This is a genomic window from Streptomyces sp. NPDC000345, from assembly GCF_042898825.1.
Classification (GTDB): domain Bacteria; phylum Actinomycetota; class Actinomycetes; order Streptomycetales; family Streptomycetaceae; genus Streptomyces.
In genome coordinates, this window is record NZ_JBIAZE010000006.1 from 105370 (window position 1) to 132367 (window position 26998).

Genomic DNA, 26998 nt, shown 5'->3' on the forward strand with positions numbered 1-26998 from the left:
GACGGGACGCGGCGACCGGTGGGTCACCTCACGCGGCCCTCCTCCGGTTCGGACTCCTCCTCGTCGGGGAGGTGGACGTCGTCGACGGAGATGTTGACCTCCACGACCTCCAAGCCTGTCATCCGCTCCACGGCGCCGATGACATTGGCGCGCACGTCACCGGTGACCTCGACGATGGAGACGCCGTACTCGACGACGATGTCCAGGTCGACCGCGGCCTGGCGCTCGCCGACCTCGACCTTCACTCCGCGCGAGACGCCGCCGCCTCCGCCGCCTGGCACCCGCTCGCGTACGGCGCCGAAGGCCCGGGCCATGCCGCCGCCGAGGTTGTGGATGCCGGGGATCTCACGGGCGGCCATGCCCGCGATCTTCGCCACCACGCCGTCCGCGATGGTGGTCTTCCCGCGGGTCTCCGCCGGAGCCCCGGCTCCGGTACGGCCCTTCAGCGCGCTCACGCCCGTGTCGGGGCGGCCCGCCGAGCTGATGCTGGTGGTGTTGTCCGTCATGGTGATCGCCTCGGCCCGTGTCCGATGGGATGTGCCGCCTCCGGGTACCCCTTCGCCACGACACGCGAACGGCATCGGCACGATCGGACGGACCGGTTTCCCGCCGGCGGGCGCGCCGGGGGCAGGCTCCGCCGTCCGGCCGCCGGAACCGCTCTCGCGCCGATCAGCGCGGCCGTACCGCACAACCCGAGGACGGCGCCTCGCGCGGCGGACGGCCATGCCGCTGCCCGGACCCCTTCACCGGTGGTGGCTGGTCCGTTTCACCGATGGTGGTCAGTCCGTGCGCCGACCCGGGACACCAGCCTGCGCGTCCTCGAACGGGAAAAGCTCGCTCTCCCCGAAGTCCGGGGCCTGGAAGGGGTTCGTCGTCGGCGGCGGCGATGCCGCGGCGGCATGGCTGGGCGCCCCTTCCGGGGCGGAGAACAGCGAGGTCAGGTCGATGGGAGGGCTCCCGTTCGGTGAGAGGTCGGGAAGGACACGACGGTCCTACAGCTTGGTCATCTTGTTGTACGGGCTCAGGATCCGCTCCTGCGTGGAACCGAAGTCCACGAGCGCCGCGATCCCTTCCTCTATGCCGATGACCCGGCCGAGGCCGTACATGTCGTGGGTGACCTGGTCGCCCACCTCGAACAGCTTGGGAGGCCGGACGACCGGGGCTTTGAAGGGGCTGGTGGGGAGGTGGCGCCTGTGCGCGGCTGGCTTTGTCATTGCGACCAGTATGCGCCTGCCCGCAACGGGCCCGACCCTGTCGTCGGCAGAGGATCCGGCCCGGGGCCGGGCGCGGGTGCCGTTCACGACCGGTGCGACGGCGATGTTCCCGATGCCGGACCGGGAAGCGAGGGCCTGGCCGACGGCGGCCGGCTGCCGCGTCGCGGGCCGTCCGGGTGGCCGGGGCGGCCGGATCCGGCTCGGCGCCACGGCGGGGACAGGCGCAGCAGGGGGCGGCCGTGCCGGGGGCGCGCAGTCGCCCGCCAGCGCACCAGCAGGACGACGGCGGTGAGGGCCGCCGCCAGCAGGGCGAGAGGGGGATGGGGGCTCACGGGGTCCCTTCCTCGGGGAGAGTGGGCTGCTCGTCGCCGGGCCGGGTACCCACGACGGCTCGTGTCACGGGTCGTCAGGGCAGACGGCGGCGGATAAGCCGCGGTGCGGCCCGCACCAGAGCGGCCCCCACGAGCCCGATCGCACCCCCGGCGGCCACGTCGGACGGGTAGTGCGCCCCGCCGTGGACCCGCTGAGCCGCGACGAGCACCGCGGCGGCGCCGCACGCGGCCCCCGCGACCGGCCAGGTCGGCGCGACGGCCCCGGAGAAGGCGACGGCGGCAGCGGTGTGACCGGAGGGGAAGGAGGAACTGTCCGGGCGTTCCCGAAGGGCGTCCGGCGGCACCCACTCCCGCGGCGGGCGGCGCCGCTCGTACACCTGCTTCGCGATCCCGTTGGACAGCACCTCGGCCACCGCCGTCGCGGACAGCCCGGCAACGGCGGCCCTCCGGCCGCGCGCGCCGCCGACGGCGGCCATCGTCCCGGCGGCCGCCCACCACAGCTTGGTGTGCTCGGCCGCCTCCTCCCACGCGAGTCCGCCCCGCCGCAGCCAGGACGGCCCCCACGCGATCACCCGCCTGGCCAGCCGGCGGTCGCCGTCGCGCAGGGTCCCGGTCAGTTCCATTGCGCACGGGTATCCGGCCCGCCGCCGCCCATACGTGGAGCGACGACGCGGCGCACGCACGTGGCCGCCGTGCGCCGCCGAGCTGCGGGTTTCAAGGCCCCGAAGCCCTTCCCGGAGGGCTGAAAGCGCGGTGAAACCCTTCTGAACCGCCCCGCCCGCAAGCTCTGCGGCATGACGACGAACCACGAACCCGCGATCGTGGCCACCGGGCTGCGGAAGTCCTACGGGGACAAGACCGTCCTCGACGGCATCGACATCCAGGTGCCCACCGGCACGATCTTCTCCCTGCTCGGGCCGAACGGCGCCGGCAAGACCACGGTGGTCAACATCCTGTCCACGCTGATCTCCGCCGACGGCGGCGAGGCTCGGATCGCCGGCCACCACCTCACCGCCGAGGCCCAGGCCGTCCGCGCCGCCATCGGCGTCACCGGCCAGTTCTCCGCCGTGGACGGCCTGATCACCGGCGAGGAGAACATGCTCCTGATGGCCGACCTGCACCACCTGTCCAAGGGCGAGGGCCGGCGGGTCACCGCCGAACTGCTGGAGCGCTTCGACCTGGTCGAGGCCGCCAAGAAGCCCGCCTCCACCTACTCCGGCGGCATGAAGCGCCGCCTCGACATCGCCATGACCCTGGTCGGCGACCCGCGGATCATCTTCCTCGACGAGCCGACCACCGGCCTCGACCCGCGCTCGCGCCACACCATGTGGCAGATCATCCGCGAGCTGGTCTCCGGCGGGACGACCGTCTTCCTGACCACCCAGTACCTGGAGGAGGCCGACCAGCTCGCCGACCGCATCGCGGTGCTCAACGACGGCGGGCTCGTCGCCCAGGGCAGCGCCGAGGAGCTCAAGCGGCTCGTCCCCGGCGGTCATGTACGGCTGCGCTTCTCCGACCCGGCGGCGCACGCCCGGGCGGCGGCCGAACTGCGCGGGACGACCCGCGACGACGAGGCGCTCACCCTGCAGATCCCCAGCGACGGAAGCCAGCGCGAGCTGCGCGCCATCCTCGACTGGCTGGACGCCGCCGGCATCGAGGCCGACGAGCTGTCCGTGCACACCCCGGACCTGGACGACGTGTTCTTCGCGCTGACCGGCAACCCCGCCCCCGCCGACACCGAAACCGCCACCACCGCCAAGGAGACCGCCCGATGAGCACCCCCTCGTACGCCTTCCGCGACAACCTCACCATGCTGCGGCGCAACCTCCTGCACGCCCGCCGCTACCCCTCCCTCACCCTGAACCTCCTGCTCACCCCGGTCATCCTGCTGCTGCTGTTCGTCTACGTCTTCGGCAACGTGATGAGCGCCGGCATCAACGGCGGTCACGCGGACCGGGCCGACTACGTCGCCTACCTCGTCCCCGGCATTCTTCTCCTGACCGTGGCCATGACCTCGCTCGGCACCGCCGTGGCCGTGTGCACCGACATGACCGAGGGCATCATGGCCCGGTTCCGCACCATGGCGATCTCCCGCGCCTCCGTGCTGATCGGCCATGTGATCGGCAGCGTGATCCAGACGATGACGGCGCTGGTGCTGGTCCTGGGCATCGGACTGGCCATCGGCTTCCGGCCCGACGCGTCCTTGGTGGAGTGGCTCGCTGCGGCCGGGCTGATGGCCCTGGTCAGCCTCGCGATGACCTGGCTCGCGGTCGGCATCGGCCTGATCAGCCCCAACCCCGAGGGGGCCAGCAACATCGGGACGCCGCTGGTGATGCTGCCGTTCCTGTCCAGCGCGTTCGTGCCGGTGGACGCCATGCCGGGCTGGTTCCGCTGGTTCGCCGAGTACCAGCCGTTCTCGCCCCTCATCGAGACCCTGCGCGGACTGCTGCTGGGCAGCGGGATCGGCACCCGGAACGCGGTGCTGGCCGTCGCCTGGTGCCTGGGGCTGTCGGTGCTGGGCTACCTGTGGTCCAAGGCGCGGTTCAACCGCGAGCCGCAGCGCTGAGCTCCCGCCGTGCGGCGGCCCGCAGTTCCTCCCGGTTCAGGGTGGCGTACGCCGACCTCGCGTCGTCGTAGGCCGCCCTGTCGGCGTTCTCGGCGGCCTCCCGGGACCGGGCCGGCGACAGGCTGGGGAACTCCCGTACCGCCGGCATCCGCTCCGCCAGCGCCACCAGCCGTACCGCCGCCGGATCGCCCCCGGCCAGCCCGGCGAAGCCGAGCGCCAGCAACACCGTGCCGTACACCGGCAGTTCCGCCGGAGAGCTGTCGCCGGAGGAGCCGGACAGCATCCCGAGCAGCCGTTCCCGCAGCCGCTCGGCCAGCCCGGCCACCGGCTCGAGCCGGCCGCACTGCGCGTGTGCCGCCAGCGCCGCCGACTGGATCTCCAGGGACCACGGATCCACGAACGGATCGTCGGCATGCAGCAGGCTGCCCTGCTGCATCCGCTCCACCGCCTGGCGCCACAGCCCGAGCCCGACCTCGGTCAGCCCGCGGGCCAGGGCGATCTCCGCACGGGCCGGCAGATCGGTGCCGAAGGTCTCGGCGGACTCCGACTGCTCCAGGGCCGCCAGCCCCAGCCAGTACTCCGCCTCGTCGACCTCCCCGCGCTGCAGACAGGCGAGCACCAGCCCCCCGCGGACGCCGATCGTGTCCGACCAGTCGCCGACCTCGTCGAGCGCGCTCAGCGCGGCCCGCAGATGGTCGTACGCCTCCGCGCCGTGCCCGGACTTCAGACACAGCTCGCTGATCCGCCCATGCCCGATCAGCCGCATGGCCGGATTCTCGAGCGGCCCCAGCACGTCGAGCATCCGGCGGGCGCACTCCAGCGCGCCCTCCGTGTCGTGCTCGGCCTCCCACACGTAACTGGCGACGCCCGCCGCCATGCCCGCCAGCATGGGCGCGCCGGCCTCGCAGAGTTCCCGCAGCCGCGTGTACCGCGGCGGGTGGATCTCCGGGAAGGCGCACAGCACGACGGCCAGCGCCCGCGTCAGCGTGTCCGGCGGTGCGGCCGGCAGCCGGCGCAGCGTGACGAGATGGCGTACGGCGTAGGGGCCGCGGCCCATGAAGAGGCTCGCCGTGCACACCGTCGCCGCGCTGCGGGCCGTCTCGACGTCCTCGGGGTCTTCGGGGCCGGGACGGAAGTGGGACAGCGGCCCGGCGGTCTCCTCGGCGAGGGCCGCGAGCCGGGCGTAGGTGGAGCCGGTGGCCCAGAGCGAGCCCAGCGCGGCGGTGAGCGCCGCGGTGGTGGGCCCGTCGGCGCGGGCCAGCGCATGGCGCAGGGCCAGGACGAGGTTGTCCTGCTCGGCGCGGATGCGGATCCACGGGCGCTCGGGACCGCCGCTGAACAGCACGTCGTGGTGCGCCCGCCCGAAGTCCCGGGCCCAGCGCAGGAACCGGCCGGTCACCGCGTCGTCCTCGCCGGCCTCGGAGCGCCGGGCGGCACTGAACTCCCGCAGCGTCTCCAGCATGTGGAAGCGCACTCCGGAAGGGCCGTCACCCACCTTGATCAGAGACTGACCGGCCAGCTGTTCCAGCAGGGTCAGCGCGTCCGCGCCCTCGCCGAGCACGTACTGCGCGGCGTCCTCGGTGAACCCGCCGGGGAACACCGACAGCGCGCGCATCGCGGCCCGGCCGTCGGCCTCCAGGAGATTCCAGCTCCACTCGACCACGGCCTGCAGCGTGCGATGCCGCTCGGGCGCGTCGCGGGCCCCGCCGCGCAGCAGCGTGAAGCGGTCCCGGAGCCGGCGCGAGATGTCGGCCACGGAGAGCACCCGCACCCGGGCCGCGGCGAGTTCGACGGCCAGCGGCAGCCCGTCCAGGTGGCGGCAGATCTCGGCCACCTTGTCGGCGGGCAGCTCCACGCCCGGCCTGGCGGCCCGCGCCCGCTGCTCGAAGAGTGCGACCGACGTCGCCGTCGACAGCTCCGGCAGGGCGTACACCGACTCCGACGTCAGCCCCAGCGGGGCCCGGCTGGTGGCCAGGATCCGCAGCTCCTTCGACCGCGACACCAGTGCCTGTACGAGATCGGCCGCGCCCGGGATCACATGCTCGCAGTTGTCCAGCACCAGCAGCGCGGGCCCGGCGCCCAGCGCGGCGGCGATGCCGCTCACCCCGTCCCCGCCCCCGGTGAGCTGCCGGCCCTCCCCGGCACCGACGGCGGAGGCCACCTCGCCGGCGACATCGGCGTCGGCGAGGACACCGGCGAGGGTGACGAAATGCACCACGGGCTGCTCGGCCGCCCGGCTCACCGCGTGGGAGAGACGCGTCTTGCCCAGCCCGCCGGGCCCGACCACCGTGACCACCCGCGCCTCGCGCAGCAGCCTGCCCACGGCGGCGACGTCGGCGTCCCGTCCCAGCAGCGGGTTCGGCTCGTGCGGCACCCCGTGACGGACCGCCGGCGCCTCCGCCCGCACCAACTCCTGGTGCACGGCCCTGAGTCCGGGCCCCGGATCGGTCCCCAGCTCGTCCCGCAGCCCGCGGCGGTAGGCGTCGTACCGGGTCAGCGCGGCGGCCCGCCCGGCGGTCGCGGCCTCGCAGCGCAGCAGCTCGGCCAGCACCTCCTCGTCCCGGGGCAGCTCCCGGGCCAGCCCGGCCAGCGGTGCCGCGGCCTCCTCCCGCCGCCCGAGCCGGGCGAGCGCGAGCGCCCTGGAGCGGACCAGCGACCGGACGGCCCTGACCCGCTCGGCGCGCAGCGCCACCACCGGATCGTGCAGGTCCTCTCCCGCCCCGGCGCCCGCGTTCCCGTCCCACAGCGCCAAGCCGGCCTCGGCCTGCGCCAGGACACCTTCGTGGTCCCCGGCCCGCGCCCGCTCGGCACTGCCCGCCTCGTACAGCAGCAGCGCGGAACTGTCGACCTGTGACTCCTCCAGCGCCAGCCGGTACCCCGTCGGCGTGCTCACGATCAGCTCGGCCCCCAGCTGCGCCCTGAGCCTCGACACCAGGACCTGCACCGCCTTGCCCGGCCGCTCCGGCAACTCGTCCGGCCACAGCCCCTCCACCAGCCGGCCGGTGCTGCAGCCGGTGCGCAGATCCCCGGCGAGCAACGCCAACAGCCCGCGCAGCCGGGGCGCGGTGACCTCCCGCCCGCGATAGGCGACTCGCGGCAGCAGCGCCAACTCGGTTGTCATGCCTGAAGATTAGCCAGGACACCACCGAAGGCACCCCACGCACCGGAGGGGGCGCCGAGGCCCGGTCCCCCTCCCCGCCCCACCCGGGTGATCAAGAAGACGGTAGGAACCCCGCATCCCGCGCCCCTCACCTACAACCTTCCGTTTCGGCAGGCCGTCCAACTCGCGCCCGGTGCCGGTCCCTGTGCCGGGATCTCTTCTGTCCCATCTGGGGGATGTCATGAGTTCTGTCTCCGTCGGGCGTGTGCTGCGTCGCGGGGCGTGTGCCGGGGCCGTGGGGGCGTTGGCCGTCGCCGGGCTCGGCAGCGGGGTCGCCTTCGCCGACGGCGAGGCGCCGAGCGATCAGCTGTGGATCCAGGCGCCGTACGAGCAGGCGGTCACCGTCGCCCCCGACACCGGTACGGGGCAGTACCGGTCGCTGGCGCTCGGCCTGTACCACGACAACGCCGACTTCACCGTCACCGAGGGACGGCTGACCGTCGACGTCTCCGGGCTCGCCGGGATCGCCGAGGTGGCCTGGCCCGACAACTGCGCGCCGGACGACGCCGGCACCGTCGCCGTGTGCGACACCGGGACCGTGCCGACCCGCTACAGCGCGCAGGTGCAGCTGGAGGTGCGGGCCGCCGCCGGCGCCGCCGTGGGAGCGCAGGGTGCGATCGAGTACTCCGCCGGGGCCACCGGCGGACCTGACGGCACGCTCACCGCCCCGGAGGGCTCGGCTGAGACCTTCGTCACCGTCGGCTCCGGCCCGGACCTCGGTATCGGTGCCCCGCAGGACGTCTCCGGCGTCGCGCCCGGCACCGGCCTCACCGTGCCGTTCTCCGTCACCAACACCGGCAACGAGACCGCCCACGGCTTCAGCGTGCGGATGTGGGCGACGTACGGCCTCGACGTCGTCACCCGCTACCCGCAGTGCGCCTACACCGGCCCGGACGACGGCGGCGAGTACACGCCGATGACGTACGTGACCTGCTCCTTCGACACCGAGGTCGCGCCCGGCGCCACCGTGGAGCTGCCGGAGCCCCTGCGGCTCGCCGTCACCGACCACGCGCTGTACGAGCGGTTCGACTACGAGGTCCAGCCCGGCGGCGACACCACCGACCTCGACGGCTCGGACAACGGCCGCTCCTGGCACGTCGACGCCGACAACACGGCCGACTTCGCGGTGCGCGGCACCGAGGTGAGCGGCGCGGCCGGCGACACCGTCACCGCCGGTTTCCGCTTCGTCAACCGCGGCCCGGCCTGGGTCGGCAACGTCGCCTTAGGCGACCCGGTCGCCGTGATCGACTACTACCTCCCGGAGGGCACCACCGCCACCTCGGTGCCCGACACCTGCCACACCGCCTGGACGTCCGGCGACGACCCGGCCGTGGGCCACTACGCCTGCACCCTGCCGATGTGGGCCAAGCCGGACCTGAAGGTCGGCTTCCCGTTCCAGCTGCGCATCGACCGGGTCGTCCCCGACGCGACGGGCCGCGTCGTCGTCCATCCGCACGCCGACGGGTCCCGCACCTTCGACCCGAACAGCAGGAACAACACGGCCAAGGTGGTCGTCAACCCGTCCGCTTGACAGCAGTGGGGCCCGCGGGCCGGACCGCGCACGGTCCGACCCGCGGCACACCCACTCCAGTGTGACGCAGGTCACGGGAAGTCGGTGCGGGGTGCCGGACAGCTCATCGAGGTGAGCACTCATATGCGTACCCGGGTACGGGCCGGGGATCCGAGCGCGTTCGCCGAGCTCTTCGACACCTACGCCCGCGCGGTCTACAACCATGCCTTCCGGCTGACCGCCGACTGGTCGACGGCCGAGGACGTCATGGCCGCGACCTTCATGGAGGCGTGGCGGCTGCGCGACAAGGTCGACCCGGAGGGCGGTTCCCTGCGGCCCTGGCTGCTGGGCATCGCCACCAACACCGCGCGCAACCAGTACCGGAGCAACCGGCGGTACCGGGCGGCGGCACAGGCCGCCGCGGCGGCCGAACTCTCGGTCCCCGACCACGCCGAGGAAGTGGCGGACCGGCTCGACGGCCGGCAGCGCCTCGCCACGGCACTCACCGCCCTCGCCTCGCTGCGCCGCCCGGAGCGCGAGGTCATCGCGCTCTGCCTGGGGGAGGGCCTGGACTACCAGGCCGCCGCGGAGGCGCTCGGCATTCCGGCCGGCACGGTCGCCTCCCGCCTCTCCCGCGCCCGCAAGAAGCTCCGCAAACTCGCCGGGACCGACCCGGACGGCAGCCAACCAACCCTTCCTGCAAGGCAGTTGAGAGGACGAGCGGCGGCCCGTGCGACGGAGGCGGTTCCCCCAGGGAATCTCGAAGAAAGTCTCGTGAAACGGGAAGCCGGCCGGCCCGGCCGACAGACAAGAGGCGATCACGCACACGCGATCCGGCCCGCACAGGAAGGAAACCGATGAACGCGAACCCGTCCCGGCACCACGCTGCCGAGTGGGAAGAGGGCGCCCAGCTCTTCGACCGGACGACGCGCGACCTGCCGCCGGGCCGTCACCAGTTCCACAAGGAGCGCATGATGGCCCAGATTCACGAGACGCAGCAGGCCGAGCACACCGGCACGGGGACGCGGCCGGCGGCCCGGGCGACGACGCGCCGGCTCCGGCTGCCGCGTCCGGCGATCGCCCTGCCCGCGCTGGCCGCCGCCGTCGCCGCGGCGATCGTCGGCGTGGTGTCGTCCGGCGGCGGCGGGGGAGTCAGGGACGGCGGCGTCGCCACCGGACCGGCCCTGACCACGACCGTCGGCGCCGCGACCGCCAAGGGCGCACCGCAGCTGCTCGACCGGATCGCGCTGACGGCGGCCGAGGTGGAGCAGTCGGCCGTCGGGCCCGGCCAGTACATCTACATCGAGTCCAAGATGGCCGAGAGCTTCGTGAAGACCGTCAACGGCAAGAGCAGCCTGGCCAGTCACGAGCTGCACACCCGTCAGGTGTGGGAGTCCCCGGACGGCACCAAGGGCTGGCTGATCGACCCGGCCGTGAACGACAGCCCCGAGGGCGAGACCCTGAGCCTTCCCGACGAGCAGGGCAACACCCCGAAGGCATACCTGAACGCCCCGTCGTACGACTATCTGGCCAAGCTGACCACCGACCCCGACGCGCTGCTGGCCAAGATCTACAAGGAGACGGAGGGCCACGGCAACAGCCCCGACCAGGAGGCGTTCACCACCATCGGCGACCTGCTCGGCGAGAGCTACCCCCCGGCGGAGCTGTACCCGGCCCTGTTCAAGGCCGCCGCGAAGATCCCGGGTGTCGTCGTGGTCGACGACGCGGTGGACGCGGCGGGCCGGCACGGTGTGGCGGTGGCCCGCCTCGACGAGAACAGCGGCCAGCGAGAGGAGTGGATCTTCGACAGGAAGACCCACGTCTTCCTGGGCGAGCGCACGGTCCAGGTGAACGGGACGAGCGGCGAGAAGGGCCTGATCAAGCCCGGCACGGTGATCTTCACCAGCGCCGTCATGAACCGCGCCGTCGTCGACGGCATCAAGCAGACCCCGTCCCAGACCGGCTGACACATCCGCCTGCCGGTTCACCCGACGCCTCCACGAAGAGCGCCCGGTGCCTTCCGCGAACACACGGGAGGCACCGGGGCGTCGGCGTGTCAGCCGGGAACATAGGGGTCCGTCTCGTCGCGGCCCCATTCCGAGGAACCGAGCGGGTAGGTGTACGCGGGCCGGCCCACGTTCCCGCTCGTCCGGAAGGGGTTGCCGTGGTCGTCGATGCGCAGGGTGCCCTGCCGGTCGCCGCTGGACCACTCCAGTTCCAGGTACCAGCTAACGTTGTGCGCCCGCGCGTCCGCGAAGACGTAGAAGACCTCGGGGTCGGACTCGCTCACCTTGTACGGGAAGTCGCGCTGACCGGCCTCGGGGGAGAGCGCGGGCCGCCCGGCGTCGAGGTTCACCCCGAATGCCGCCGTCTCCACGCCGCCACCGCACCCGACGCCCATCGCGAAGTCGTTCCAGGCGAGCGGCGCGCTCTTCTCCACCACCCGCACATGGAGTTCCTTCAGGACCACGGTGGCCTTCCCGGTGCCCTGCACGGTCAGCGCGAGCATCTGCTGCCCGGCGGCGACCCCGCCGAGCGCGTTGACCCACCCGCGCGCGTCCGGCTCACCAGGCGGTGGAGGTACCTGCTCGGGCTTCCGGTCGACCAGGAAGTGCGGGCCGCACGGGCTTTCCCACTTGTACGGATTGACGGCGACGGCCGGCGCGGTCGCCCCCTCAGCCTCGCCGTCGCCCTGGGCCGCCCCGGCCCCACCGCTCCGTGCGGCGGAGGCGGGCCCGGAGCCGGAGGCCGTGGGACTGCCGCTGCGGGAGGCGGACGGCGAGGCCGGCCCGCCCGTCGTCCCGGCCGGCTCGGAGGCGCCGGGAGTCCCGTCGGCGGACGGGGAGGCAGCCGCCCCCACGGACCGCTTCCCGCCTCGGTCGTCCTCGCCCTCGCCGGACACGAGATGCACCACGAGGGCCGCCGACACGAGGGCGGCGGCCACGGCGGTCCCCGCGAGGACGGCGGTACGCCGCCGCGTCACGGGAGCCTCAGCCGAGGGCCGCCGCCCGTCCTCGGGAGCAACCCCGGCGGCTGCTTCGGAACCTGCCGTCCCGGCCTCCGCCGACCGGGCCTCGGCCGGCGGGGCCTCCGCCGCTCCTGTCCCGGTCCCTGTCCCGTTCCCGGTTGCCGCCCCGGCCGCCTTCTGCCCCCTCCGGGCGTCCGCGAGAACCCACCGCCGATGGAGTTCCACCAGTTCCTCGGGCGTCGCCCTGCAGACCCGCGCGAACCGTTCCACGGGCGCGTAGTCGGTCGGTACGGCGTCCCCGTTGACGTACCGGTGAAGCGTGGACGCACTCGTGTGCAGCCGCTTCCCGAGCACTCCGTAACTGAGCCCGGACCGATCCTTCAACCGGCCCAACAGCTCCGAGAATTCGTCTCCCGCCACCGTTCCGCTCTCTCCCCACGTCCCGGAACCGCATTCCAGGCAACGGTCATTCCCCCAGGTCAGACCTGTCGCAAGCGTTCCAGCGTCCCGGATGTCCCGGCAGTCGTGGCGGCCGGGACGGATCGCCGCACAGGCTTGGGCCATCCAAGCACGCCGCTCCCGGCAGCCGGTCGAGCGGCCTGGCCAACACCCGTACGCACAAGGGGGATCCCATGTCCACACGCACCCGCCGCGCCCGCCGTACCCGTGTCTTCGTCGCCGCCACGCTCGCGGCCGCCGCGCTGACGCTGACGGCGTGCAGGAGCGGAGACGGCGTCCTCGACGAGGGGGCCCCGGCAGGCTCCGCGTCCACGTCGACGCCCACGGCCTCCACCACGTCCCCGTCCAGGACGAGCGGGGGAGGCACCGCCGGGGCGGGACACAGCGACCCGGCGGGCTCGGCCGCCGCAGGCGCGACCGGCGGCGCGGCCGGTTCCGGCAGCACCTCGGGTTCAACGGGCTCGTCGGGTTCCACGGGCGCCAAGGACTCGGGGCCCACCAGGACCCCCTGCTCCAGCACCTCCACCCGGATGAGCGCCACGGAGGTCTCCCGGCCCCTGAACCACCTTCTCCTCACCGTCACCAACACCGGCTCGAAGAACTGCGACCTCGTCGGCCATCCGGCGGTCCGGTTCGGCGAGGCCCAGTCCGTCCCGCCGGCCTTCGAGGACTCCAAGCCGCAGGCGGTGGTCACGCTGGCCCCCGGCGAGTCGGGCTATGCGAGCGTCCTTCTCTCGGCCGCGGACGGCAGCGGCTCGAACGGCTACACGGCCAAGTCGCTCGAGGTCTTCCTCGACGACGGCGCGAGCGCCGCCCACCCGTCGCTCCCCGCGAAGGGGGTGTACGTCGACGACTCGATCGCCGTCTCGTACTGGCAGTCCACCATGGCCGACGCCCTCGCCTGGTGAGGCCCGGGCCCCGCCCACGCCGGAGGCCGGGCCGACGGCGCCGAGCGCACTAGGGGCGGGGCCCGGCCGTCGGTCCGGGAGCCGGGACCGGAGACGGGGTGTGCTGGGGCGGCCGTACGTCCGGGTGGGCCTCGGGACCGGAGCCGGTGGTCCGCGTGGGCGCGGGCGCCGGCTTCCGGCCCCCGCCACCACGGCCCGGGCACGCCAGGGCGAGCAGCAGGGCCGCGGCCGTCAGCGCCGCGCCCGCCGCCGCCACGGACGGCAGCGTGTGACCGCGGGCCAGCAGGAAGCCGCCGAGCCAGCTGCCGAGCGCGATCCCCACGCAGAAGGCGGAGTTGTTGATGGTCAGGGCCATCGTGGGCGACGAGGGCCCCGCGGCGGTCACGATCTGGGTGTTGAGCGCCGGGATGGTCGCGAAGTAGGCGGCTCCCAGCAGGCAGAACAGGCCGGCCACCGCCCACCGGCTGCCGGGCAGCAGGGCGAGGAGCAGCAGGGCCGCCGCGGCCGTGCCCAGCGTGGCGAGTACGGCCGCGTAGGGGGAGCGGTCGGCCGCCCGGCCGCCGGCCGTGTTGCCGACGATGCCGCCGACGCCGTAGAGCAGAAGCAGCACGGTGACGCTCCGCGGGCCGAACCCCACGGCCTGCGTGAGGTAGGGCGAGGCGTAGGTGTAGAGCGCGAACACCCCGCCCGTGCCGAGCACGATCACCAGGGCGACGAGCAGCATCGGCGCCGGGAGGGCGGACTTCCGCAGGCCGGTGCCCGCCGCCGTGCGTCGGCGCGTGGCCGCCACCGGCGGGGCCTCGGGCACCGCGCACCGCAGGAGCAGCAGGGTCGCGGCCAGGCTCAGCGCGGCGAGCGCCCAGAAGGTGGCGCGCCACCCGAAGGCGTCCCCGATGAGGGTGCCGACCGGGACGCCGGCGACGCTGGACAGCCCGATGCCGAGGGTGACCTTGGCCCCCCACGCGGCCCGGCGGTCCGCGGGAGCCATGTCCCGTGCCGTCGCCACGAAGGCGGCGATGAGCGTGGAGTGGGCCAGCGCGCTCACCACCCGGCCGGCGACCAGCCAGCCGAAGCCGGGGGCGAGCGCGGCCAGCACGTTGCCGAGGATGAACACGCCCATCATGCTCGGCATGAGGACGGTCCGGCGGAGCCCGGTCGTGGCCGCGGTGAGACACGGACCCAGGAGGACGACCGCGACGGCGTACACGGTGATCAGCATGCCGACGGCGGTGAGCGAGACGCCGATGTCCCGCGCGATGGCCGGAAGGATGCCCGCGATGACGCTCTCGGCGGTGCCGATGCAGAAGGTGCAGATCATCATCGCGAAGACGGGGAGCGGCATGGGTGGTGGTCTCCTTGGTGGTCGTCACCGCCGGGCACGGGCAGGGCAACCGTCGTAGGGGCCGCCCTGCCCGTGCCCGCGCGGCGAGCCGTGCCGCGGCGGCGGGCGGTCGGAGCGGGGGCTCAGGGAGTGCCCACGGTGACGGGCCGGTTGCTGTCGTCCCGCGGCGGACGGACGGCGTCCTGCGTCCCGGCCGTCCGCGCCGCCCGGGCCCGGCGTGCCCAGGCCCGTACGACGGGCCGCTCGACCCCGATGTACAGCAGCCACGCCAGCAGCAGGCTCACCGCGGCGACGAGCGCCGCCACGCCGACCGCCGCCGCGGGCGAGTCCGCCTCCTTGAAGCCGAGCCGTTCCTGGGTGAAGGACAGCAGGATCTGGTGGACCAGGTAGAAGGCGAAGGACACCTCGCCCAGCCACACCCACACGCGTCCGCCGACCGCGGTGCCCAGCCCCCGCGCGTCACGTGCCGCGGTGGCGGCGATGAGCAGGGCGAACGGCACCACGACGACGGCGTTCAGGGAGAAGAGGAAGGGAACCGTGAGGCTCACCGCGTAGGCCCCCACCGTGAGCGCCAGCGCCGGCAGCACTCCGAGGCCGATCCACCTGCCGGACAGCACGATCCGGGCCGCCAGGATGCCGAGCAGGAAGTCGAGGACCCGGGCCGGCGGGAAGATGTACACCAGCCACATCTGAGTGATCGAGTGGCCGTACAGCGGTGAGTTGGCGTGGTTCGGCCCGAACGTCTCGCCCGCCGGCAGCAGTTGGACCGCCAGCGGCAGCAGCACGATCACCGCTGCGGTCGCGGCCGCCCACCCCCACAGCCGCTCGGCCCGGATGCGCAGCGTCCAGCGGTGCAGGACCGGGAACAGCAGGTAGAAGACCAGCTCGCAGGAGAGCGACCAGCTCGGGTTGTTGATGCTGAAGAACACGTCGTCGCGGGGCACCCAGGCCTGCAGCAGCAGGAAGTTCGGTATGCCCCGTCCCCAGGTCGCCGACGCGTAGGCGTACATGACCAGGGCGAGGAAGAAGGTGACGACGTGGTTGGGGTAGATCTTCGCCAGGCGGCGGCCCCAGAAGGCGCGGGTGGTGTCGTCGTCCCGCGCGGACCAGGCGAGGACGAATCCGCTGAGGATGAAGAAGAAGGTGACGCCCGCCCAGCCGCCGTTCTTCAGGACGGAGGCGAACGGGCCGTGGCCCTCGCCGGGGGTGGAGTAGGCGTCGAGCAACGACAGATGGAACAGGAAGACCAGGAAGGCGGCGAAGAACCGCATCCCGGTCAGTGAGGGGAGCCGGGACGAGCGCCCCGGCGCGGTGGAGTCGACGGACACGAGGATCACCTGGATGTGGGAGAGCGGACAGGAACAGCCCCGTCGGGTGGCGTCGGCGGGGACGCGGTGCGGCCGCGACGGCGGACGGGTCAGGCGGGCCTGATCGACGGTCAGGAGGGCCGGAGCAGCGATCAGGCGGGGCTGATCGACGGTCAGGACGGCCGGATCGGCGATTCGGGTGGGCCTGATGGGCGGTCGGGGCGGGCCGGTTGGAGGATCAGGCGGGCCGGATCGACTGGGCGTGCCGGAAGAAGCCGGTGGGGTCCCAGGCGGCCTTGACCTTCTGCAGCCGCCGGTAGCCGTTCTTGTAGTACAGGTCGTGCCACGGCACACCGGAGGTGTTCCAGCGGGGGTCGGCCAGATCGACGTCGGCGTAGTTCACGAAGCAGCCGTCGTTGGTCTCGTTGGGCACCGGCACACCGCCGGTGGCGGCGAACATGTCGCGGTAGCACTCCCGCACCCAGGCGATGTTGGCCTCGTCGTCCGCGGCGTCGTTCCACAGCGAGACGACCTGGTACTTGAGCACGGAGTCCCGCTGGGGCACCGCGGTGTCGCCGGGCGCGACGCGGTTCACGGCCCCTCCGTAGGACGCGATCATGAGCAGCGCGCTCGGGTTGTGGAAGTCGTCGCGGGTCAGATGCCGGTAGGCGGCGGCGATCTGGGCGTCGGTGTAGTTGCGCCGGGCGTAGACCGACTTGCCCTTGAACCTGATCGTGGGGTCCGGGCCGGTGAAGCCGGGCCACTGGGTGGCGTGCAGCCACGGGACCCGCCGGTACTGGCGCACCTGGGGCTGGACGCCGACCCCCGCGCCGACCTCGGACACGTAACTCTGCAGCAGGCGCTCGGCACCGGGGGCCCCGGCGTCGACCAGCGAGTCGAGCACCACCGCTCCGGCCGACTTGTGGAACGGCTTGAGCTGACTGAACAGCTTCGTGTACGGGGAGTCGGGGCCGCTGTTGCGTGCGTGCCAGTCGCCGTGGTTCCACATCAGGCGGGTGAAACGGGCCTCGGTCAGCTGCTCCCAGGGCCAGGCCACCTCGCTCAGCCACACCTCGCGCGGGGGAGTGGGCAACTGCGCCGCCGGATCACTTCCCTCGGCATCGGGCGAGCGCAGCCAGTAGCGGGTCACCACGCCGAAGTTGCCGCCGCCGCCTCCCGTGTGCGCCCACCACAGGTCCCGGTGCGGGTCGTCGGGCTCGCGGGTAGCGGTGACCGCGCGGGCGGTGCCGTCCGCCTGGACGACCACGATCTCGATGCCGTACAGATGGTCGACCGCGAGTCCGTCGCGCCGGCTCATCGACCCGTAGCCACCGCCCTGGATGTGGCCGCCGGCGGCGACGGTGGGGCAGTTGCCGGCCGGGAGGTAGACGCCCCAGCCCTTGTACAGGCGGTCGTAGACCCGGCCGAGGGCGGCGCCGGGCTGGACGGAGAAGGCCCGGCGGCGCTCGTCGTAGGAGATGTCGTCCATGCGCGACAGGTCGAGGACGACCGTGATCTCACGGCTGGTGGTGAAGTCCTCGTAGCAGTGACCGCCGCTGCGCACGGCAAGGCGCGCACCGGAGTCGACCGCCTGCTGCACGGCCCGGACGACGTCGCCGGTCGACGTGGCCAGGACGATCTGCTCGGGGCTGCCGACCCAGCGCTGGTTGGTGCCGCGCCGCAGGTCCGCGTAGCGCCGGTCCGCCGGGCGTACCGTGATCGGCGCCGTGTCCGAGGCAGCGCGTCCGCGGTCCGTCGCGGCTGCGGCGGCGGGGCTCAGCCCGGTGGCGGTGACGGCGAGGGCGCCGCCCGCGGCGGCCGTGCCGGACAGGAAGGTCCGGCGGTGCACCCGCTGACGTGCCGTGACCCGCGTCCGGGCGGGTGGGGACGGGACGGCAGAAGCCGGGGCGGCGGAGAAGTCCGGGGGCACGGGGGCAGACGAAGGCATCGGTGAGTCCTTGGAGTGGTGGGACGGAGGTGAAACGGAGGGCGTGCCCGGCGGCTGCCGCGCGGGTGCGCCGAACGGGGCTCGGCCGGGACCGGCCGGCGGGGTCAGCAGGGCGTCGTGCCCTGCGCGACGGGGCCGTCGAGGGCGTCGAGACGGATGCCGAACCAGTCGAGGATCCCGACGACGCGGCGGGCCTCCTTGAGGTCGACGGCGGTGGGTCCGGTGACGACGGCGTGCCGCGAGAACGTCCGCAGGGCGTCGGGCGAGAGCGCCACGGCCGTCCCGGGGAACAGGCACTTCTCGGCGTACTCGGCGCCCTGGTCGGGGCCGGCGCAGGGCTCGGTGGTCCACAGCAGGTACGGCGCCGGTACGTCGCGGGCCACCGCCCGGACCCAGCCCGGGGAACGCAGATCGCGTCGCAGCGCGTCGTACAGCAGGTGGGCTCCGGCGATCCCGGCGCGGAACCGCATGGCCTTGGCCTCGCAGCTCCCGATCAGGTCGAGCCGGGCGTTGACCAGGGCGTCGACGGCCGGAAGGGGGTACTCGACGGCGACGGGGCGCGCCACCGGTCCGGAGCCTGGTGAGGCCGCGGTCCCGGACAGCAGCCTCCGCATCAGCCGCCGGTATCCGGCGAGTCCGTGGACGGGACCGGCGACGACCGTGCCGTCCGCGGACAGACGTTCGGGCACATGGCCCTGGGGGAGGGGCGGCAGCATGTCGTGGGCGGTGTGCGCCAGGTCGGCGCGGGCCTGTCGCGCCCTCTCCGGGGACGTGCGCCGGCAGTCGAGCCAGAGCGTCACATCCGCCGCTCTGCGCAGCGGCCCGGCCGGACGGGGCCGTAACGGGGCGAGCGTGTTCATGAGAATTCCCCCGGATGGTGAAGGTCATCGAGCGGGCGGAAGCGTTCCCGCAGGCCGTGCCGTGCCGGGCCGGGCCGTGCCGGGCCGGACCCGGCACGGGCGGAAGCGGCCGTGACGGTCGCAGTGACCTGAAGGAACGATTCGCTGAAGCGTCCCGGACCGTGGAGTCCCCCCGGTCAGGGGCGGTCGTGCCACCGCAGGTCCCCGGGCGTGGCGCGTCGGGCCGGGGTCTGCGTCTCGTACGGCAGTGATCCGTCCGGCATGTTGATGATCTCCATCTGGATGCCGATCGGTGTGCTGAAGTAGAGCCAGCGGTCGCCGGCGATCGGGCCCTGGGTGATCGTCTCCGGCTCGCCCATCAGCACCACGCCCTCGCACTCGCGCAGATAGGCGGCGGCCGCGTCCACGTCGTCGACGTAGAAGGCCAGGTGGTGGCCGCCGACGTCGCTGTTGCGCGGGGGCAGGGAGCGCAGGGCGCCCGTTCCGCTCTGCGTCAGTTCGCAGTTGGCGGTCGGGCCGGTGCGCAGCAGCGTCCGCCGTGACTGCTCGGCGCCGGGCGGCCAGTGCCCGTCCGGCCGGTCCGCGGCGCCCTGTGAACTCTCCACCGGCTCCGCGCCCAGCACTTCGGTGAAGAAGGCGGTGGCGGCGTCGAGATCCGCGACGGTGTAGCTCACGTGCTCGACGCCCAGCAGCCCGAGCGAGCGCTGGACGGCGTTGGCGTACGGAGCGGGCGCGGGAACGAAGCACCGGCCGTCTCGTCGCCCGGGGCCGCGCAGCGAGAGCAGCATGCCCCACGGGGTCAGAAACCAGCGGCGGGCCGCTCCGGGGGTTTCCGGTGGTCCGAGACGGACGGTGGCCGCGCGGCGCAGATGCTGCTCGGCCGTGTCCAGGTCCGCGACCAGCAGAGCGAGGTGGTGGCCGCCGACGTCGCTCGGGCCGGGCGGCGAGGCGAGCTGGTCCGGGGCGGTGTACTCGAAGAGCTCCAGGTTGGTGTACGGGCCGAGCCTGACCAGGGCGACCTGGGCCCGGGCCCGCGGATGAACGCCCAGTTTCCGGGTCATCCAGTCGCCGGAGGGATCCTCGACCGGCCCCTCCCGGTAGCAGAGTTCACCCCCCAGCACGCCGGTGAAGAAGGCGATGGCCTCGTCGAGGCGCGGCACCGTGAAGGCGTAGTGGTCCACGGCCCGTGCGGTGGGAAGGCCACGGAGCGCTGTGGACGACGACGCCGTGACGGCGTTGAGCATGGTTCCCCCTCGGAATGGCGCCGGGTGCTGGGCACACGCGGCACACGAATGCTCGGACTCCGGCCGCCTGCTCGCGACCAGGGGCCGACCGGTGGCGACAGTAGGGCAATGTCGTTGCGTGCGCAAGGAATACCCTCGGAGGTGCCGATGGGGTGCAGCGCCGTACGGCCTACTTGACCTGCGGTTATCTGCATCGGAAGCGATCTGTCGAACAGTCGCCATGTCAAGGACTTGTGGATCTCTTTGTGCGGGCATGTAAAAGCCGGGATGTCGGAGGGTTTCCCTGGTTGCCGCCGCCTCGTACTCTGGGTAGGGCCTGGCCGTCCTGGCTGTCGCGGGACCGAGCCGGCCTCCCCCTCAATGTGCCCGGACAGTCCCCTCGGCGGGCGGCGGAACCTTCGGGCAACCTGAAGAAGGCGACATCATGCGAGCGCGCAAGGAAGACAGCGTCGAGCTGTGGAGTCAGTTGTCGGTTCTCGTCGCGGAGGTCGGGACCGCGCTGGACCGAAGACTGTCCGAGGACTTCGAGCTGGGCCTCACGGACTTCCTCACCCTGCGGGCGCTGAGCAACGGCGATCCGGCGGGCATGCGCATGAACGAACTCGCCCAGCTCCTCGGCCTCAACCAGTCCTCGGCCACCCGCGCCGTTCAGCGGCTGGAGGCGCGGGACCTGGCCGAGAAGGCGGCGCACGCGACGGACCGCAGGGGCGTGGTGGTGCGGGTCACGGACGCCGGCCGGTCCATCGTCGCGGACATAGGCAATCTCTTCCGCCGTGAAGTCGGCATGGCGCTGGAAGTCGCGTCCATGGACAGCAGAACCAGTTCGGTCGTCGCCAGGCTGCGGTACGCCCCGACCCTCGACCGCTGAGCCGTGCGGTCCCCGCCGAGCCCCCCGTCGCACGGACGGGGGGCTCTTTCGCGTCCCGGGCGGCCGGGCCGGCGGTGCCGTGGCCGGGCCGGTGGTGCCATGGACGGCCCGTTCCTTGCAAAAGCATGCATCCTTCGAGCACTTCCAGCCATCCCGAGGCGTTTCTTTCGTGAAAAACCACAGGTAGATCCGCATTCCCGTTCGCCTTACGGCCCCTTTCCGGCCTGCGTCCGCCCCGACTGCTCCGGCATGTCCTTGCGTGCGCAATGAAACATGTGTCAGGGTCGGTGTCGGCGACGGGGGGCAGGCCACGGTGAGGTGGCCAGATCCTGCGCATGCGACCCCAAGGGCTTCGCGGCGCGGACACGCAAGGGAACTGCCCCGACCGGATTCGCAACGGACCCGAACCGAGACTCTTCGTCGGAGGCGGAAGCCTGATGCAGCAAGAAACCCGGACCACGCGACACAACGACGGTCTCTTCGCCGTGGGCAGCCCGGTCACCCACTGGTCGGTTCAGACCAGCAACCCGGTCCAGTACGAGATACGGGCCTGCGAGAACCTGCTCGACCCCGGGAACAGCACCATCCTGGAGGACGCCTCGGGCCGCGGCGGACAGCGTCGCTTCATCGTCACCGACCGTGTGGTCGACTCCCTCTACGGCGACCGCATCCGCGCCTACTTCGCCCATCACGGTGTCGACCATCGCGTGCTGGTCCTCGACGACGGGGAGACGCACAAGTCGGTGAACGCGGTGCTGCAGGTCACCGAAGCCCTCGACGCCTTCGGTGTCGATCGCCGACGCGAACCCGTGATCGCCATCGGCGGCGGCGTCCTCATGGACATCGTCGGCTTCGCCGCCAGCCTCTACCGCCGCTCCACGCCCTTCATCCGCATCCCCACCACCCTGATCGGCCTGGTGGACGCGGGAGTCGGCGCCAAGACCGGGGTGAACCACAATGGACACAAGAACCGGCTCGGCACCTACTTCCCGGCGGACCGCACCCTGCTGGACCGGTCGTTCCTGGCCACGCTCGACGAACGGCACATCAGCAACGGACTGGCCGAGATCCTCAAGATCGCTCTGATCAAGGACGCCCGCCTGTTCGACCTGCTGGAGCAGCACGGCGCCGACCTCCTGCACAGCAAGCTCCAGAGCCCGCCGGCCATGGGCCCCACCCCGGCCGACGTCCCGGTGGACCAGCGTCTCGCGGCCCGCGGACTGCACCTCGATCCCGCGACCGAGGTGGTGGAACGGGCCATCCAGGGCATGCTCGAGGAACTCCAGCCCAACCTCTGGGAGAAGGTGCTGGAACGGGTCGTCGACTACGGCCACACCTTCAGCCCGACCATCGAGATGCACGCCCTTCCCGCGCTGCTGCACGGTGAGGCCGTGGCCGTCGACATGGCGCTCACCACCGTCATGGCCGAACACCGCGGACTGGTCAGCGGCTACCAGCGCGACCGCATCCTCAGCGTGATGGAACGGCTCGGACTGCCCACCTGGCACCCGCTGTGCACACCGGAACTGCTCGGGGAGGCCCTGCGCGACACGGTGCGGCACCGCAACGGCAAGCAGCGTCTCCCTCTCCCGGTCGGCATCGGCAGCGCGGTCTTCGTCAACGACGTCACGGAGGCCGAACTCGGCGCGGCAGCCGAGGCGCTGGGCACCCTCGCCTCGGGAGTCTCCCGGTGACCACCGCAGCCACCACGCACCACGGGGCGCCCGACGCCCCGGCGGCGGGCGGGCGTTCCCGCGCCCTGCGCTCGGCCGGGACCGTGGCGGGTGCCGCGACGGTCCACGGAGTCCACGGAGCCGCCGGGCGCACCCGCTGGAAGTGCTTCGCGGGTCGCCGCCAGCTCGACTCCGCCACCGAGGCCGTCGAATGGGCCTCCATCCCACCGGGCGGACTCAGCGGAGAGCACCGTCACACCCGTACCGAGGAGATCTACCTCATCCTGCGCGGACACGGGGAGTTCCTCTTCAACGGCCACCCCCACCACGTCGGGCCGGGATCGCTCGCCCTGACGGCCCCCGGAAATGTGCACGGGCTGCGCAACACCGGGGAGGCCGACCTCGACTGGTGGGTCATCGAAACCCTCGCACCCGGCACGGACGCCGTCCTGTCCGGAGCCGGTCTCAGCCACCCGGGAGTTCCCCCTATGAGCGACGCGGTCATCCACGACCTCTTCAAGGAGAGGACCGTCTCCACCGACGGCGTCTTCACCGGCCCCCTGCGCACGGTGGAGGCCGTCGACCTCGACGCGGGCCGGCGCACCCTCCTGGGCTCGCCCGACGCGGAACTCGCCGTGTTCGTGCACAGCGGTGAAGGCCGGGCCACCGCCGACGACACCACCACGGGCCTGTCGCCGGACACCTGCGTCACCCTCGGCGCGGGCACGTCGACCAGGATCGAGGCGGTCACGCCGATGCGGCTGCTGATCGTGACCCTGGCTCTTCCCGCGCACGCCGCGGAGGCACAGTGATCATCTCGACCACGGCCGAGGCCGTGCGCACCACCGTCGCCACCGGCTCGGGCACCGACGCGGCGGCCGCATGGACGTGCCTGGTGCGCCGGGGCATGCTGCACAGCGAGTGCGAAGCCGTGGAGCACTGGCTGCTCCCCCACGGCGCCGTGCTGACGGCGACCCCGCGGCACGGGGTCGAGGAAGCGCTGCTCGTTCTCGACGGCCGGCTGCTGGTCACCACGGCCTCCGGCGAACGTGCCGTCCGGGCGGGGCAGCTGGCCCTGATTCCGCACGGCTGCCAGGCGCGGCTCGTGGCGGACAGCGACGCGGTGCGGCTGATCACCGTCCGTACGCTCGCCACCTCCGTCACCGACCGACTGCCGCCCCGCATCCCCGAGTTGGTCTCGGCCTGACCGGCCGACCGACGCACCGCGGCCCGGCGGATCCCCCCCGGTCCGGCCGGGCCGCGCACGTACAGGAACACGTACAGGAAGGCGAGCAGACCATGCGTGCTGTAGTCCTGACGACCTACGGAGGCCCGGAGCGGTTGTCGGTCTCCGAGGTCCCGGAACCGGCCGTCCCGGACCCGGACGGCCTCCTCATCCGCACCGCCGCGGCCGCCGTCAACCCCGTCGACCTCCAGACCCGGGCCGGTCTGCACGCCGGGCACAGCGCTGTCCGGCCGCCGATGATCCTCGGCTGGGACGTGGCGGGCACGGTCACGGCGGTGGGCGAGGACGTCACCGGGTTCCGCGTCGGCGACCAGGTCGTGGCGATGTCCGCTCAGATGGCCACCGGCCAGGGAACGTACGCCGAGACCGTCGCACTGCCGGCGGACATCGTCGCTCCCGCCCCCGCCTCGGTCTCACTGACCGGCGCGGCAGGGCTGCCCCTGGCCGGCCTGACCGCCTGGCAGGCGCTCGACGCCCTCGCCCTGCCCGAGGGAGCCACCGTGCTGGTCACCGGTGCCGTCGGTGCGGTCGGCGGCCTCGCGGTGCAACTCGCCCGGCTGCGCGGCCTGACCGTGGTGGCGCAGGTTCGCTCCGCTCGGGACGAGGACGAGGTGCGCGCGCTGGGCGCGGACCGGGTGGTGGTGGACGAGGCGCACTTCCCGGCGGCGTGCGTCGACGGCCTGCTGGAGACAGCGGGCCTGCCCCAGGCGATCGGCGCCGTACGGGACGACGGTCGCGCGGTCTCCGTCGTGCCCACCCGCGTGCCGGCGGCGGAACGCGGCATCCACGTGGCCGTCTCCTATGTGGAGCAGGACGGCCCGGGGCTCTCCGCGCTCTGCTCGCTGGTGGACGACGGGAGCCTGCGGCTGCGCACCGCGAAGGAGCTCGGGTTCGAGGACGCGCCCCGGGCCCACCGACTCCTGGCGGCCGGCGGCGTGCGGGGCAAACTCCTGCTGCTGCCCTGACCATCCGCCCGGCGCCCATGGGGCGCTCCGACGCAACGGAATCCGACGACCAAGGACAGCGACTCTGTGGCCGAGCCGCGCGACAGTGACAACCGCGATGCCGACATCGACGACCTCTCCCGGATCTGGGAGCGGGTCGTGCCCATGTTCTCCCTGATGGAAGGGCAGCTGGACCGCACGCTGACGCGCCGTCACGGCGTCGGCCTGGCGCCGCTGATGGCGCTGGGCGTGCTGGTGGGCGAGCATCCGGGATCCGTGGCCGTGGGCGGTGTCGCCCGGCGGTTGGGCGTGAGCGTCTCGGCGGCGAGCCGGGTGCTCACTCACCTGGAAAGCGCGGGCTGGACGGTCAGGGTGGCCTGGCCTTGCGACCGTCGGGCCAGCCGTGTCGCGGCCACGGGGGCCGGCCTGGCTCTCTGGGCGCGAGCCAGCCGGACCCTCGACCGTGAACTGGACACCGCGTTCCGGACGTTGAGCTTCGACGAGCGGTACGCCCACGTCGTGGCACGCCTGTGCCGGGCGGGCGAGGAGCCTCCCGCTCACTGAGGGGCGGGGGCCCGCGAGGACCCGCGGCCCTGCGTCCGACGGCAGACGGCGGTGCCGTCCCTGCGCGGCGATGCGGGAGGTGGCGAGGCCGTCCCTTCGCGGTGATCCGGCAGGGGCGGCGCGGAGCTGTGTCGATGGGGAGCGGCCGGCCGCCGCTGGTCAGCGCGCCCCAGGGCGTCCCGTGTAGCGGTCCGGCAGTCGGCGCGGGGCTGTCTGGCGTGGTGATCGGGCAGGCGGTGCGGGGCTGTCCTGCGGGGTGATCGGGCAGGCGGCGTGGGGCTGTCCGGCGTGGTGATGCGGCAGGCGGGGCGGGGCTGTTCTTCGCGGCGATCCGGGCAGGGCTGGTCCTTCGCGGTGGTCCGGCAGGCGGCCGCACCGCTCTTCGCGGTGGTCCGGCGGACGGCGGGTCCGCCGGTGCCTCAGGAGGCCGGTTCGGGCCAGGCCGCCATGGCGTACTCGGCCACCCGCCGCAGTTCCGCCGTGGTCGCCCCGTCCCGCGCCTGCTGCGACATGCCCTGGACGACCGCGGCGAAGTAGACGGCCAGGGCCCGGGTGTCGGCCCCCTCGGGGAGCGACCCCCGGGCCTCGGCGTCCTTCAGCCTCTCCTCGAAGGACCGGATGTTGGCCACTCTGCGCGCGCGCAGGTCCTGCTCGATGTCGGCCGTCTGCGGGGAGTAGTTGGTCGCCGCCGTGATGACCAGGCAGCCTGCCGGGTGTTCCGGATCGGTGTACGACACCGCCGCCTCGTCCAGCATCCGCGCGAAGCCCGTGCGGGTGTCGCTCTCCTGGGCGAGCGCGTTCTCCATGAAGGCGCCGAAGGTGCTGCCGTAGCGGTCGACGACCTCGGTGAAGAGGGTGCGCTTGTCGCCGAAGGCCGCGTACAGGCTCGGCGGTGAGATCCCCATCGCGGCGGTCAGGTCGGAGATCGAGGTGCCCTCGTAGCCGTGCTGCCAGAACAGGAGTGTGGCCCGCACGAGTGCCGCCTCGCGGTCGAAACTCCGCGGCCTGCCGCGCTTGGTCGTCGTCATGCCCAGATTTTACAGCGATCGCTATGTAATTCGTGTAGGGTTATTGCGTAGTCATCGCTACAGAATTTCGATGCGAGAGGGAGATCATGGGTACGCTCACGGGCAGGACGGCGCTGGTGACGGGCGGCAGCCGCGGGATCGGACGCGCGATCGCCGAGCGGCTCGGAGGCGACGGGGCGCTGGTGGCCGTGCACTACGGGCGCAACGGCGCGGCGGCCGAGGAGGTCGTCGGTGCCATCAGGGCGAAGGGCGGTGCCGCGTTCGCCGTCCACGCCGAACTGGGCCGGCCCGGAGACGTCGAGACCCTGTGGGAGGGCTACGACCGCCAGGTCCTGGAGCACTCCGACGGCACCGGACTCGACATCCTCGTCAACAACGCCGGCATCACCCCGCGCGGGGAGATCGAGGAGACCACGGCCGAAGCGTTCGACGAGGCCGTCGCCCTCAACATGCGCGCCCCGTTCTTCCTCGCGCAGCAGGGACTCAAGCGGCTGCGGGACGGCGGGCGGATCATCAACATCTCCTCCGGAGCGACCCGGATCGCGCTCACCGACATCATCGCGTACGCCATGACCAAGGGCGCCGTCGACGCCTTCACCCTCACCCTGGCCAAGGCGCTCGGCGGCCGGGGCATCACGGTCAACTCCGTGGCCCCCGGCATCATCGACACCGACATGAACGCCTCCTGGCTGCGCGGCAACGAGGCCGCGGAGCGGTCCGCGGCCGAACTCTCCGCTCTCGGCCGGGTGGGCCGCCCCGAGGACGTCGCCGACATCGTCGCCTTCCTCGCCTCCGACGACGCCCGATGGGTGACCGGGCAGGTCATCGACGCCACCGGCGGCTCCCAGCTCTGACCC

At 73.0% G+C, this 26998-nt stretch carries 24 protein-coding genes; 13 read left to right on the forward strand and 11 right to left on the reverse strand.

Features of this window, described 5'->3' with window-relative positions:
* Positions 1–23: 23 nt before the first annotated feature.
* The 3 genes from ACFY30_RS16245 to ACFY30_RS16255 all read right to left on the reverse strand — a co-directional run bounded on the left by ACFY30_RS16245 (position 24) and on the right by ACFY30_RS16255 (position 2169).
* Positions 24–506, reverse strand: coding sequence for an Asp23/Gls24 family envelope stress response protein (locus ACFY30_RS16245; RefSeq protein WP_390845840.1), 483 nt, complete (start codon positions 504–506; stop codon positions 24–26).
* Positions 507–992: 486 nt separating this feature from the next.
* The gene (locus ACFY30_RS16250) at positions 993–1214 is read right to left on the reverse strand and encodes a CarD family transcriptional regulator (RefSeq protein WP_390659555.1); all 222 of its coding nucleotides are present in this window, start codon (positions 1212–1214) and stop codon (positions 993–995) included.
* 406 nt (positions 1215–1620) lie between these two features.
* Positions 1621–2169, reverse strand: coding sequence for a phosphatase PAP2 family protein (locus ACFY30_RS16255; RefSeq protein WP_390845841.1), 549 nt, complete (start codon positions 2167–2169; stop codon positions 1621–1623).
* 171 nt (positions 2170–2340) lie between these two features.
* On the opposite strand from ACFY30_RS16255, the gene ACFY30_RS16260 reads away from it, so the two are divergent.
* Complete coding sequence (locus tag ACFY30_RS16260) at positions 2341–3321, forward strand: ATP-binding cassette domain-containing protein (RefSeq protein ID WP_390845842.1); 981 nt, start codon at positions 2341–2343, stop codon at positions 3319–3321.
* Positions 3318–4112 carry an ABC transporter permease gene (locus tag ACFY30_RS16265; RefSeq protein ID WP_390845843.1) on the forward strand — a complete coding sequence of 265 codons (795 nt, stop codon included), beginning with the start codon at positions 3318–3320 and terminating at the stop codon, positions 4110–4112. The genes ACFY30_RS16260 and ACFY30_RS16265 overlap by 4 nt, the downstream gene beginning before the upstream one ends.
* Here ACFY30_RS16265 and ACFY30_RS16270 read toward each other — a convergent pair.
* Positions 4090–7233 (reverse strand): ATP-binding protein, encoded by a 3144-nt coding sequence (locus ACFY30_RS16270; RefSeq protein ID WP_390845844.1) that lies wholly within the window; start codon positions 7231–7233, stop codon positions 4090–4092. The two genes, ACFY30_RS16265 and ACFY30_RS16270, sit on opposite strands and share 23 nt — an antisense overlap.
* Positions 7234–7453: 220 nt before the next feature.
* Between ACFY30_RS16270 and ACFY30_RS16275 the strand changes: the two genes are divergently transcribed.
* The 3 genes from ACFY30_RS16275 to ACFY30_RS16285 all read left to right on the forward strand — a co-directional run bounded on the left by ACFY30_RS16275 (position 7454) and on the right by ACFY30_RS16285 (position 10749).
* Complete coding sequence (locus ACFY30_RS16275) at positions 7454–8803, forward strand: hypothetical protein (RefSeq protein ID WP_390845845.1); 1350 nt, start codon at positions 7454–7456, stop codon at positions 8801–8803.
* Between the two features lie 123 nt (positions 8804–8926).
* On the forward strand, positions 8927–9643 hold the full coding sequence (locus tag ACFY30_RS16280) for an RNA polymerase sigma factor (protein ID WP_390845846.1): 717 nt from the start codon (positions 8927–8929) through the stop codon (positions 9641–9643).
* Positions 9640–10749 carry a CU044_5270 family protein gene (locus tag ACFY30_RS16285; RefSeq protein WP_390845847.1) on the forward strand — a complete coding sequence of 370 codons (1110 nt, stop codon included), beginning with the start codon at positions 9640–9642 and terminating at the stop codon, positions 10747–10749. The genes ACFY30_RS16280 and ACFY30_RS16285 overlap by 4 nt, the downstream gene beginning before the upstream one ends.
* Before the next feature lie 89 nt (positions 10750–10838).
* On the opposite strand, the gene ACFY30_RS16290 is transcribed toward ACFY30_RS16285, so the two are convergent.
* The gene (locus ACFY30_RS16290; RefSeq protein WP_390845848.1) at positions 10839–12170 is read right to left on the reverse strand and encodes a helix-turn-helix domain-containing protein; all 1332 of its coding nucleotides are present in this window, start codon (positions 12168–12170) and stop codon (positions 10839–10841) included.
* 212 nt (positions 12171–12382) lie between these two features.
* Here ACFY30_RS16290 and ACFY30_RS16295 point away from each other — a divergent pair, with 212 nt between their 5' ends.
* Positions 12383–13117, forward strand: coding sequence for a DUF4232 domain-containing protein (locus ACFY30_RS16295; RefSeq protein ID WP_390845849.1), 735 nt, complete (start codon positions 12383–12385; stop codon positions 13115–13117).
* A gap of 49 nt (positions 13118–13166) precedes the next feature.
* Here the strand turns inward: ACFY30_RS16295 and ACFY30_RS16300 are convergent, their stop codons facing one another.
* The 5 genes from ACFY30_RS16300 to ACFY30_RS16320 form a co-directional block, all read right to left on the reverse strand.
* Positions 13167–14459, reverse strand: a complete 1293-nt coding sequence (locus tag ACFY30_RS16300; protein WP_390845850.1) for an MFS transporter — start codon at positions 14457–14459, stop codon at positions 13167–13169.
* A gap of 122 nt (positions 14460–14581) precedes the next feature.
* Positions 14582–15787: an acyltransferase family protein gene (locus tag ACFY30_RS16305; RefSeq protein ID WP_390845851.1), complete on the reverse strand. Its 1206-nt coding sequence runs from the start codon at positions 15785–15787 to the stop codon at positions 14582–14584.
* 217 nt (positions 15788–16004) lie between these two features.
* Entirely contained in the window at positions 16005–17714 is a 1710-nt protein-coding gene (locus ACFY30_RS16310) for an FAD-binding oxidoreductase (protein WP_390845852.1), read from the reverse strand.
* 104 nt (positions 17715–17818) lie between these two features.
* Positions 17819–18574: a hypothetical protein gene (locus ACFY30_RS16315; RefSeq protein WP_390845853.1), complete on the reverse strand. Its 756-nt coding sequence runs from the start codon at positions 18572–18574 to the stop codon at positions 17819–17821.
* A 176-nt stretch (positions 18575–18750) separates the two neighbouring features.
* On the reverse strand, positions 18751–19818 hold the full coding sequence (locus ACFY30_RS16320; protein WP_390845854.1) for a VOC family protein: 1068 nt from the start codon (positions 19816–19818) through the stop codon (positions 18751–18753).
* Positions 19819–20242: 424 nt separating this feature from the next.
* Between ACFY30_RS16320 and ACFY30_RS16325 the strand changes: the two genes are divergently transcribed.
* The 6 genes from ACFY30_RS16325 (at position 20243) to ACFY30_RS16350 (ending at position 25113) form a co-directional block, all read left to right on the forward strand.
* Complete coding sequence (locus tag ACFY30_RS16325; protein ID WP_390659537.1) at positions 20243–20686, forward strand: MarR family winged helix-turn-helix transcriptional regulator; 444 nt, start codon at positions 20243–20245, stop codon at positions 20684–20686.
* 437 nt (positions 20687–21123) lie between these two features.
* A complete protein-coding gene (locus ACFY30_RS16330) occupies positions 21124–22380 on the forward strand; it encodes a sedoheptulose 7-phosphate cyclase (RefSeq protein WP_390845855.1) in 1257 nt (418 codons plus the stop codon).
* Entirely contained in the window at positions 22377–23171 is a 795-nt protein-coding gene (locus ACFY30_RS16335; protein ID WP_390845856.1) for a cupin domain-containing protein, read from the forward strand. Before ACFY30_RS16330 ends, ACFY30_RS16335 begins: the two co-directional genes overlap by 4 nt.
* On the forward strand, positions 23168–23566 hold the full coding sequence (locus ACFY30_RS16340; protein ID WP_390845857.1) for a cupin domain-containing protein: 399 nt from the start codon (positions 23168–23170) through the stop codon (positions 23564–23566). Before ACFY30_RS16335 ends, ACFY30_RS16340 begins: the two co-directional genes overlap by 4 nt.
* A gap of 92 nt (positions 23567–23658) precedes the next feature.
* Complete coding sequence (locus ACFY30_RS16345; RefSeq protein ID WP_390845858.1) at positions 23659–24570, forward strand: NADP-dependent oxidoreductase; 912 nt, start codon at positions 23659–23661, stop codon at positions 24568–24570.
* A 66-nt stretch (positions 24571–24636) separates the two neighbouring features.
* On the forward strand, positions 24637–25113 hold the full coding sequence (locus tag ACFY30_RS16350; protein WP_390845859.1) for a MarR family winged helix-turn-helix transcriptional regulator: 477 nt from the start codon (positions 24637–24639) through the stop codon (positions 25111–25113).
* A gap of 419 nt (positions 25114–25532) precedes the next feature.
* Here the strand turns inward: ACFY30_RS16350 and ACFY30_RS16355 are convergent, their stop codons facing one another.
* Positions 25533–26141, reverse strand: coding sequence for a TetR/AcrR family transcriptional regulator (locus tag ACFY30_RS16355; RefSeq protein ID WP_390845860.1), 609 nt, complete (start codon positions 26139–26141; stop codon positions 25533–25535).
* Positions 26142–26227: 86 nt separating this feature from the next.
* Between ACFY30_RS16355 and ACFY30_RS16360 the strand changes: the two genes are divergently transcribed.
* Positions 26228–26995: an SDR family oxidoreductase gene (locus ACFY30_RS16360; protein WP_390845861.1), complete on the forward strand. Its 768-nt coding sequence runs from the start codon at positions 26228–26230 to the stop codon at positions 26993–26995.
* Positions 26996–26998: the final 3 nt, after the last annotated feature.

Bases quoted from the DNA above. Each gene is read 5' to 3' on its own strand.
- ACFY30_RS16245 (WP_390845840.1), bottom strand. From the start codon at position 506: ATGACGGACAACACCACCAGCATCAGCTCGGCGGGCCGCCCCGACACG.
- ACFY30_RS16250 (WP_390659555.1), bottom strand. From the start codon at position 1,214: ATGACAAAGCCAGCCGCGCACAGGCGCCACCTCCCCACCAGCCCCTTC.
- ACFY30_RS16255 (WP_390845841.1), bottom strand. From the start codon at position 2,169: ATGGAACTGACCGGGACCCTGCGCGACGGCGACCGCCGGCTGGCCAGG.
- ACFY30_RS16260 (WP_390845842.1), top strand. From the start codon at position 2,341: ATGACGACGAACCACGAACCCGCGATCGTGGCCACCGGGCTGCGGAAG.
- ACFY30_RS16265 (WP_390845843.1), top strand. From the start codon at position 3,318: ATGAGCACCCCCTCGTACGCCTTCCGCGACAACCTCACCATGCTGCGG.
- ACFY30_RS16270 (WP_390845844.1), bottom strand. From the start codon at position 7,233: ATGACAACCGAGTTGGCGCTGCTGCCGCGAGTCGCCTATCGCGGGCGG.
- ACFY30_RS16275 (WP_390845845.1), top strand. From the start codon at position 7,454: ATGAGTTCTGTCTCCGTCGGGCGTGTGCTGCGTCGCGGGGCGTGTGCC.
- ACFY30_RS16280 (WP_390845846.1), top strand. From the start codon at position 8,927: ATGCGTACCCGGGTACGGGCCGGGGATCCGAGCGCGTTCGCCGAGCTC.
- ACFY30_RS16285 (WP_390845847.1), top strand. From the start codon at position 9,640: ATGAACGCGAACCCGTCCCGGCACCACGCTGCCGAGTGGGAAGAGGGC.
- ACFY30_RS16295 (WP_390845849.1), top strand. From the start codon at position 12,383: ATGTCCACACGCACCCGCCGCGCCCGCCGTACCCGTGTCTTCGTCGCC.
- ACFY30_RS16300 (WP_390845850.1), bottom strand. From the start codon at position 14,459: ATGCCGCTCCCCGTCTTCGCGATGATGATCTGCACCTTCTGCATCGGC.
- ACFY30_RS16310 (WP_390845852.1), bottom strand. From the start codon at position 17,714: ATGCCTTCGTCTGCCCCCGTGCCCCCGGACTTCTCCGCCGCCCCGGCT.
- ACFY30_RS16315 (WP_390845853.1), bottom strand. From the start codon at position 18,574: ATGAACACGCTCGCCCCGTTACGGCCCCGTCCGGCCGGGCCGCTGCGC.
- ACFY30_RS16320 (WP_390845854.1), bottom strand. From the start codon at position 19,818: ATGCTCAACGCCGTCACGGCGTCGTCGTCCACAGCGCTCCGTGGCCTT.
- ACFY30_RS16325 (WP_390659537.1), top strand. From the start codon at position 20,243: ATGCGAGCGCGCAAGGAAGACAGCGTCGAGCTGTGGAGTCAGTTGTCG.
- ACFY30_RS16330 (WP_390845855.1), top strand. From the start codon at position 21,124: ATGCAGCAAGAAACCCGGACCACGCGACACAACGACGGTCTCTTCGCC.
- ACFY30_RS16345 (WP_390845858.1), top strand. From the start codon at position 23,659: ATGCGTGCTGTAGTCCTGACGACCTACGGAGGCCCGGAGCGGTTGTCG.
- ACFY30_RS16355 (WP_390845860.1), bottom strand. From the start codon at position 26,141: ATGACGACGACCAAGCGCGGCAGGCCGCGGAGTTTCGACCGCGAGGCG.
- ACFY30_RS16360 (WP_390845861.1), top strand. From the start codon at position 26,228: ATGGGTACGCTCACGGGCAGGACGGCGCTGGTGACGGGCGGCAGCCGC.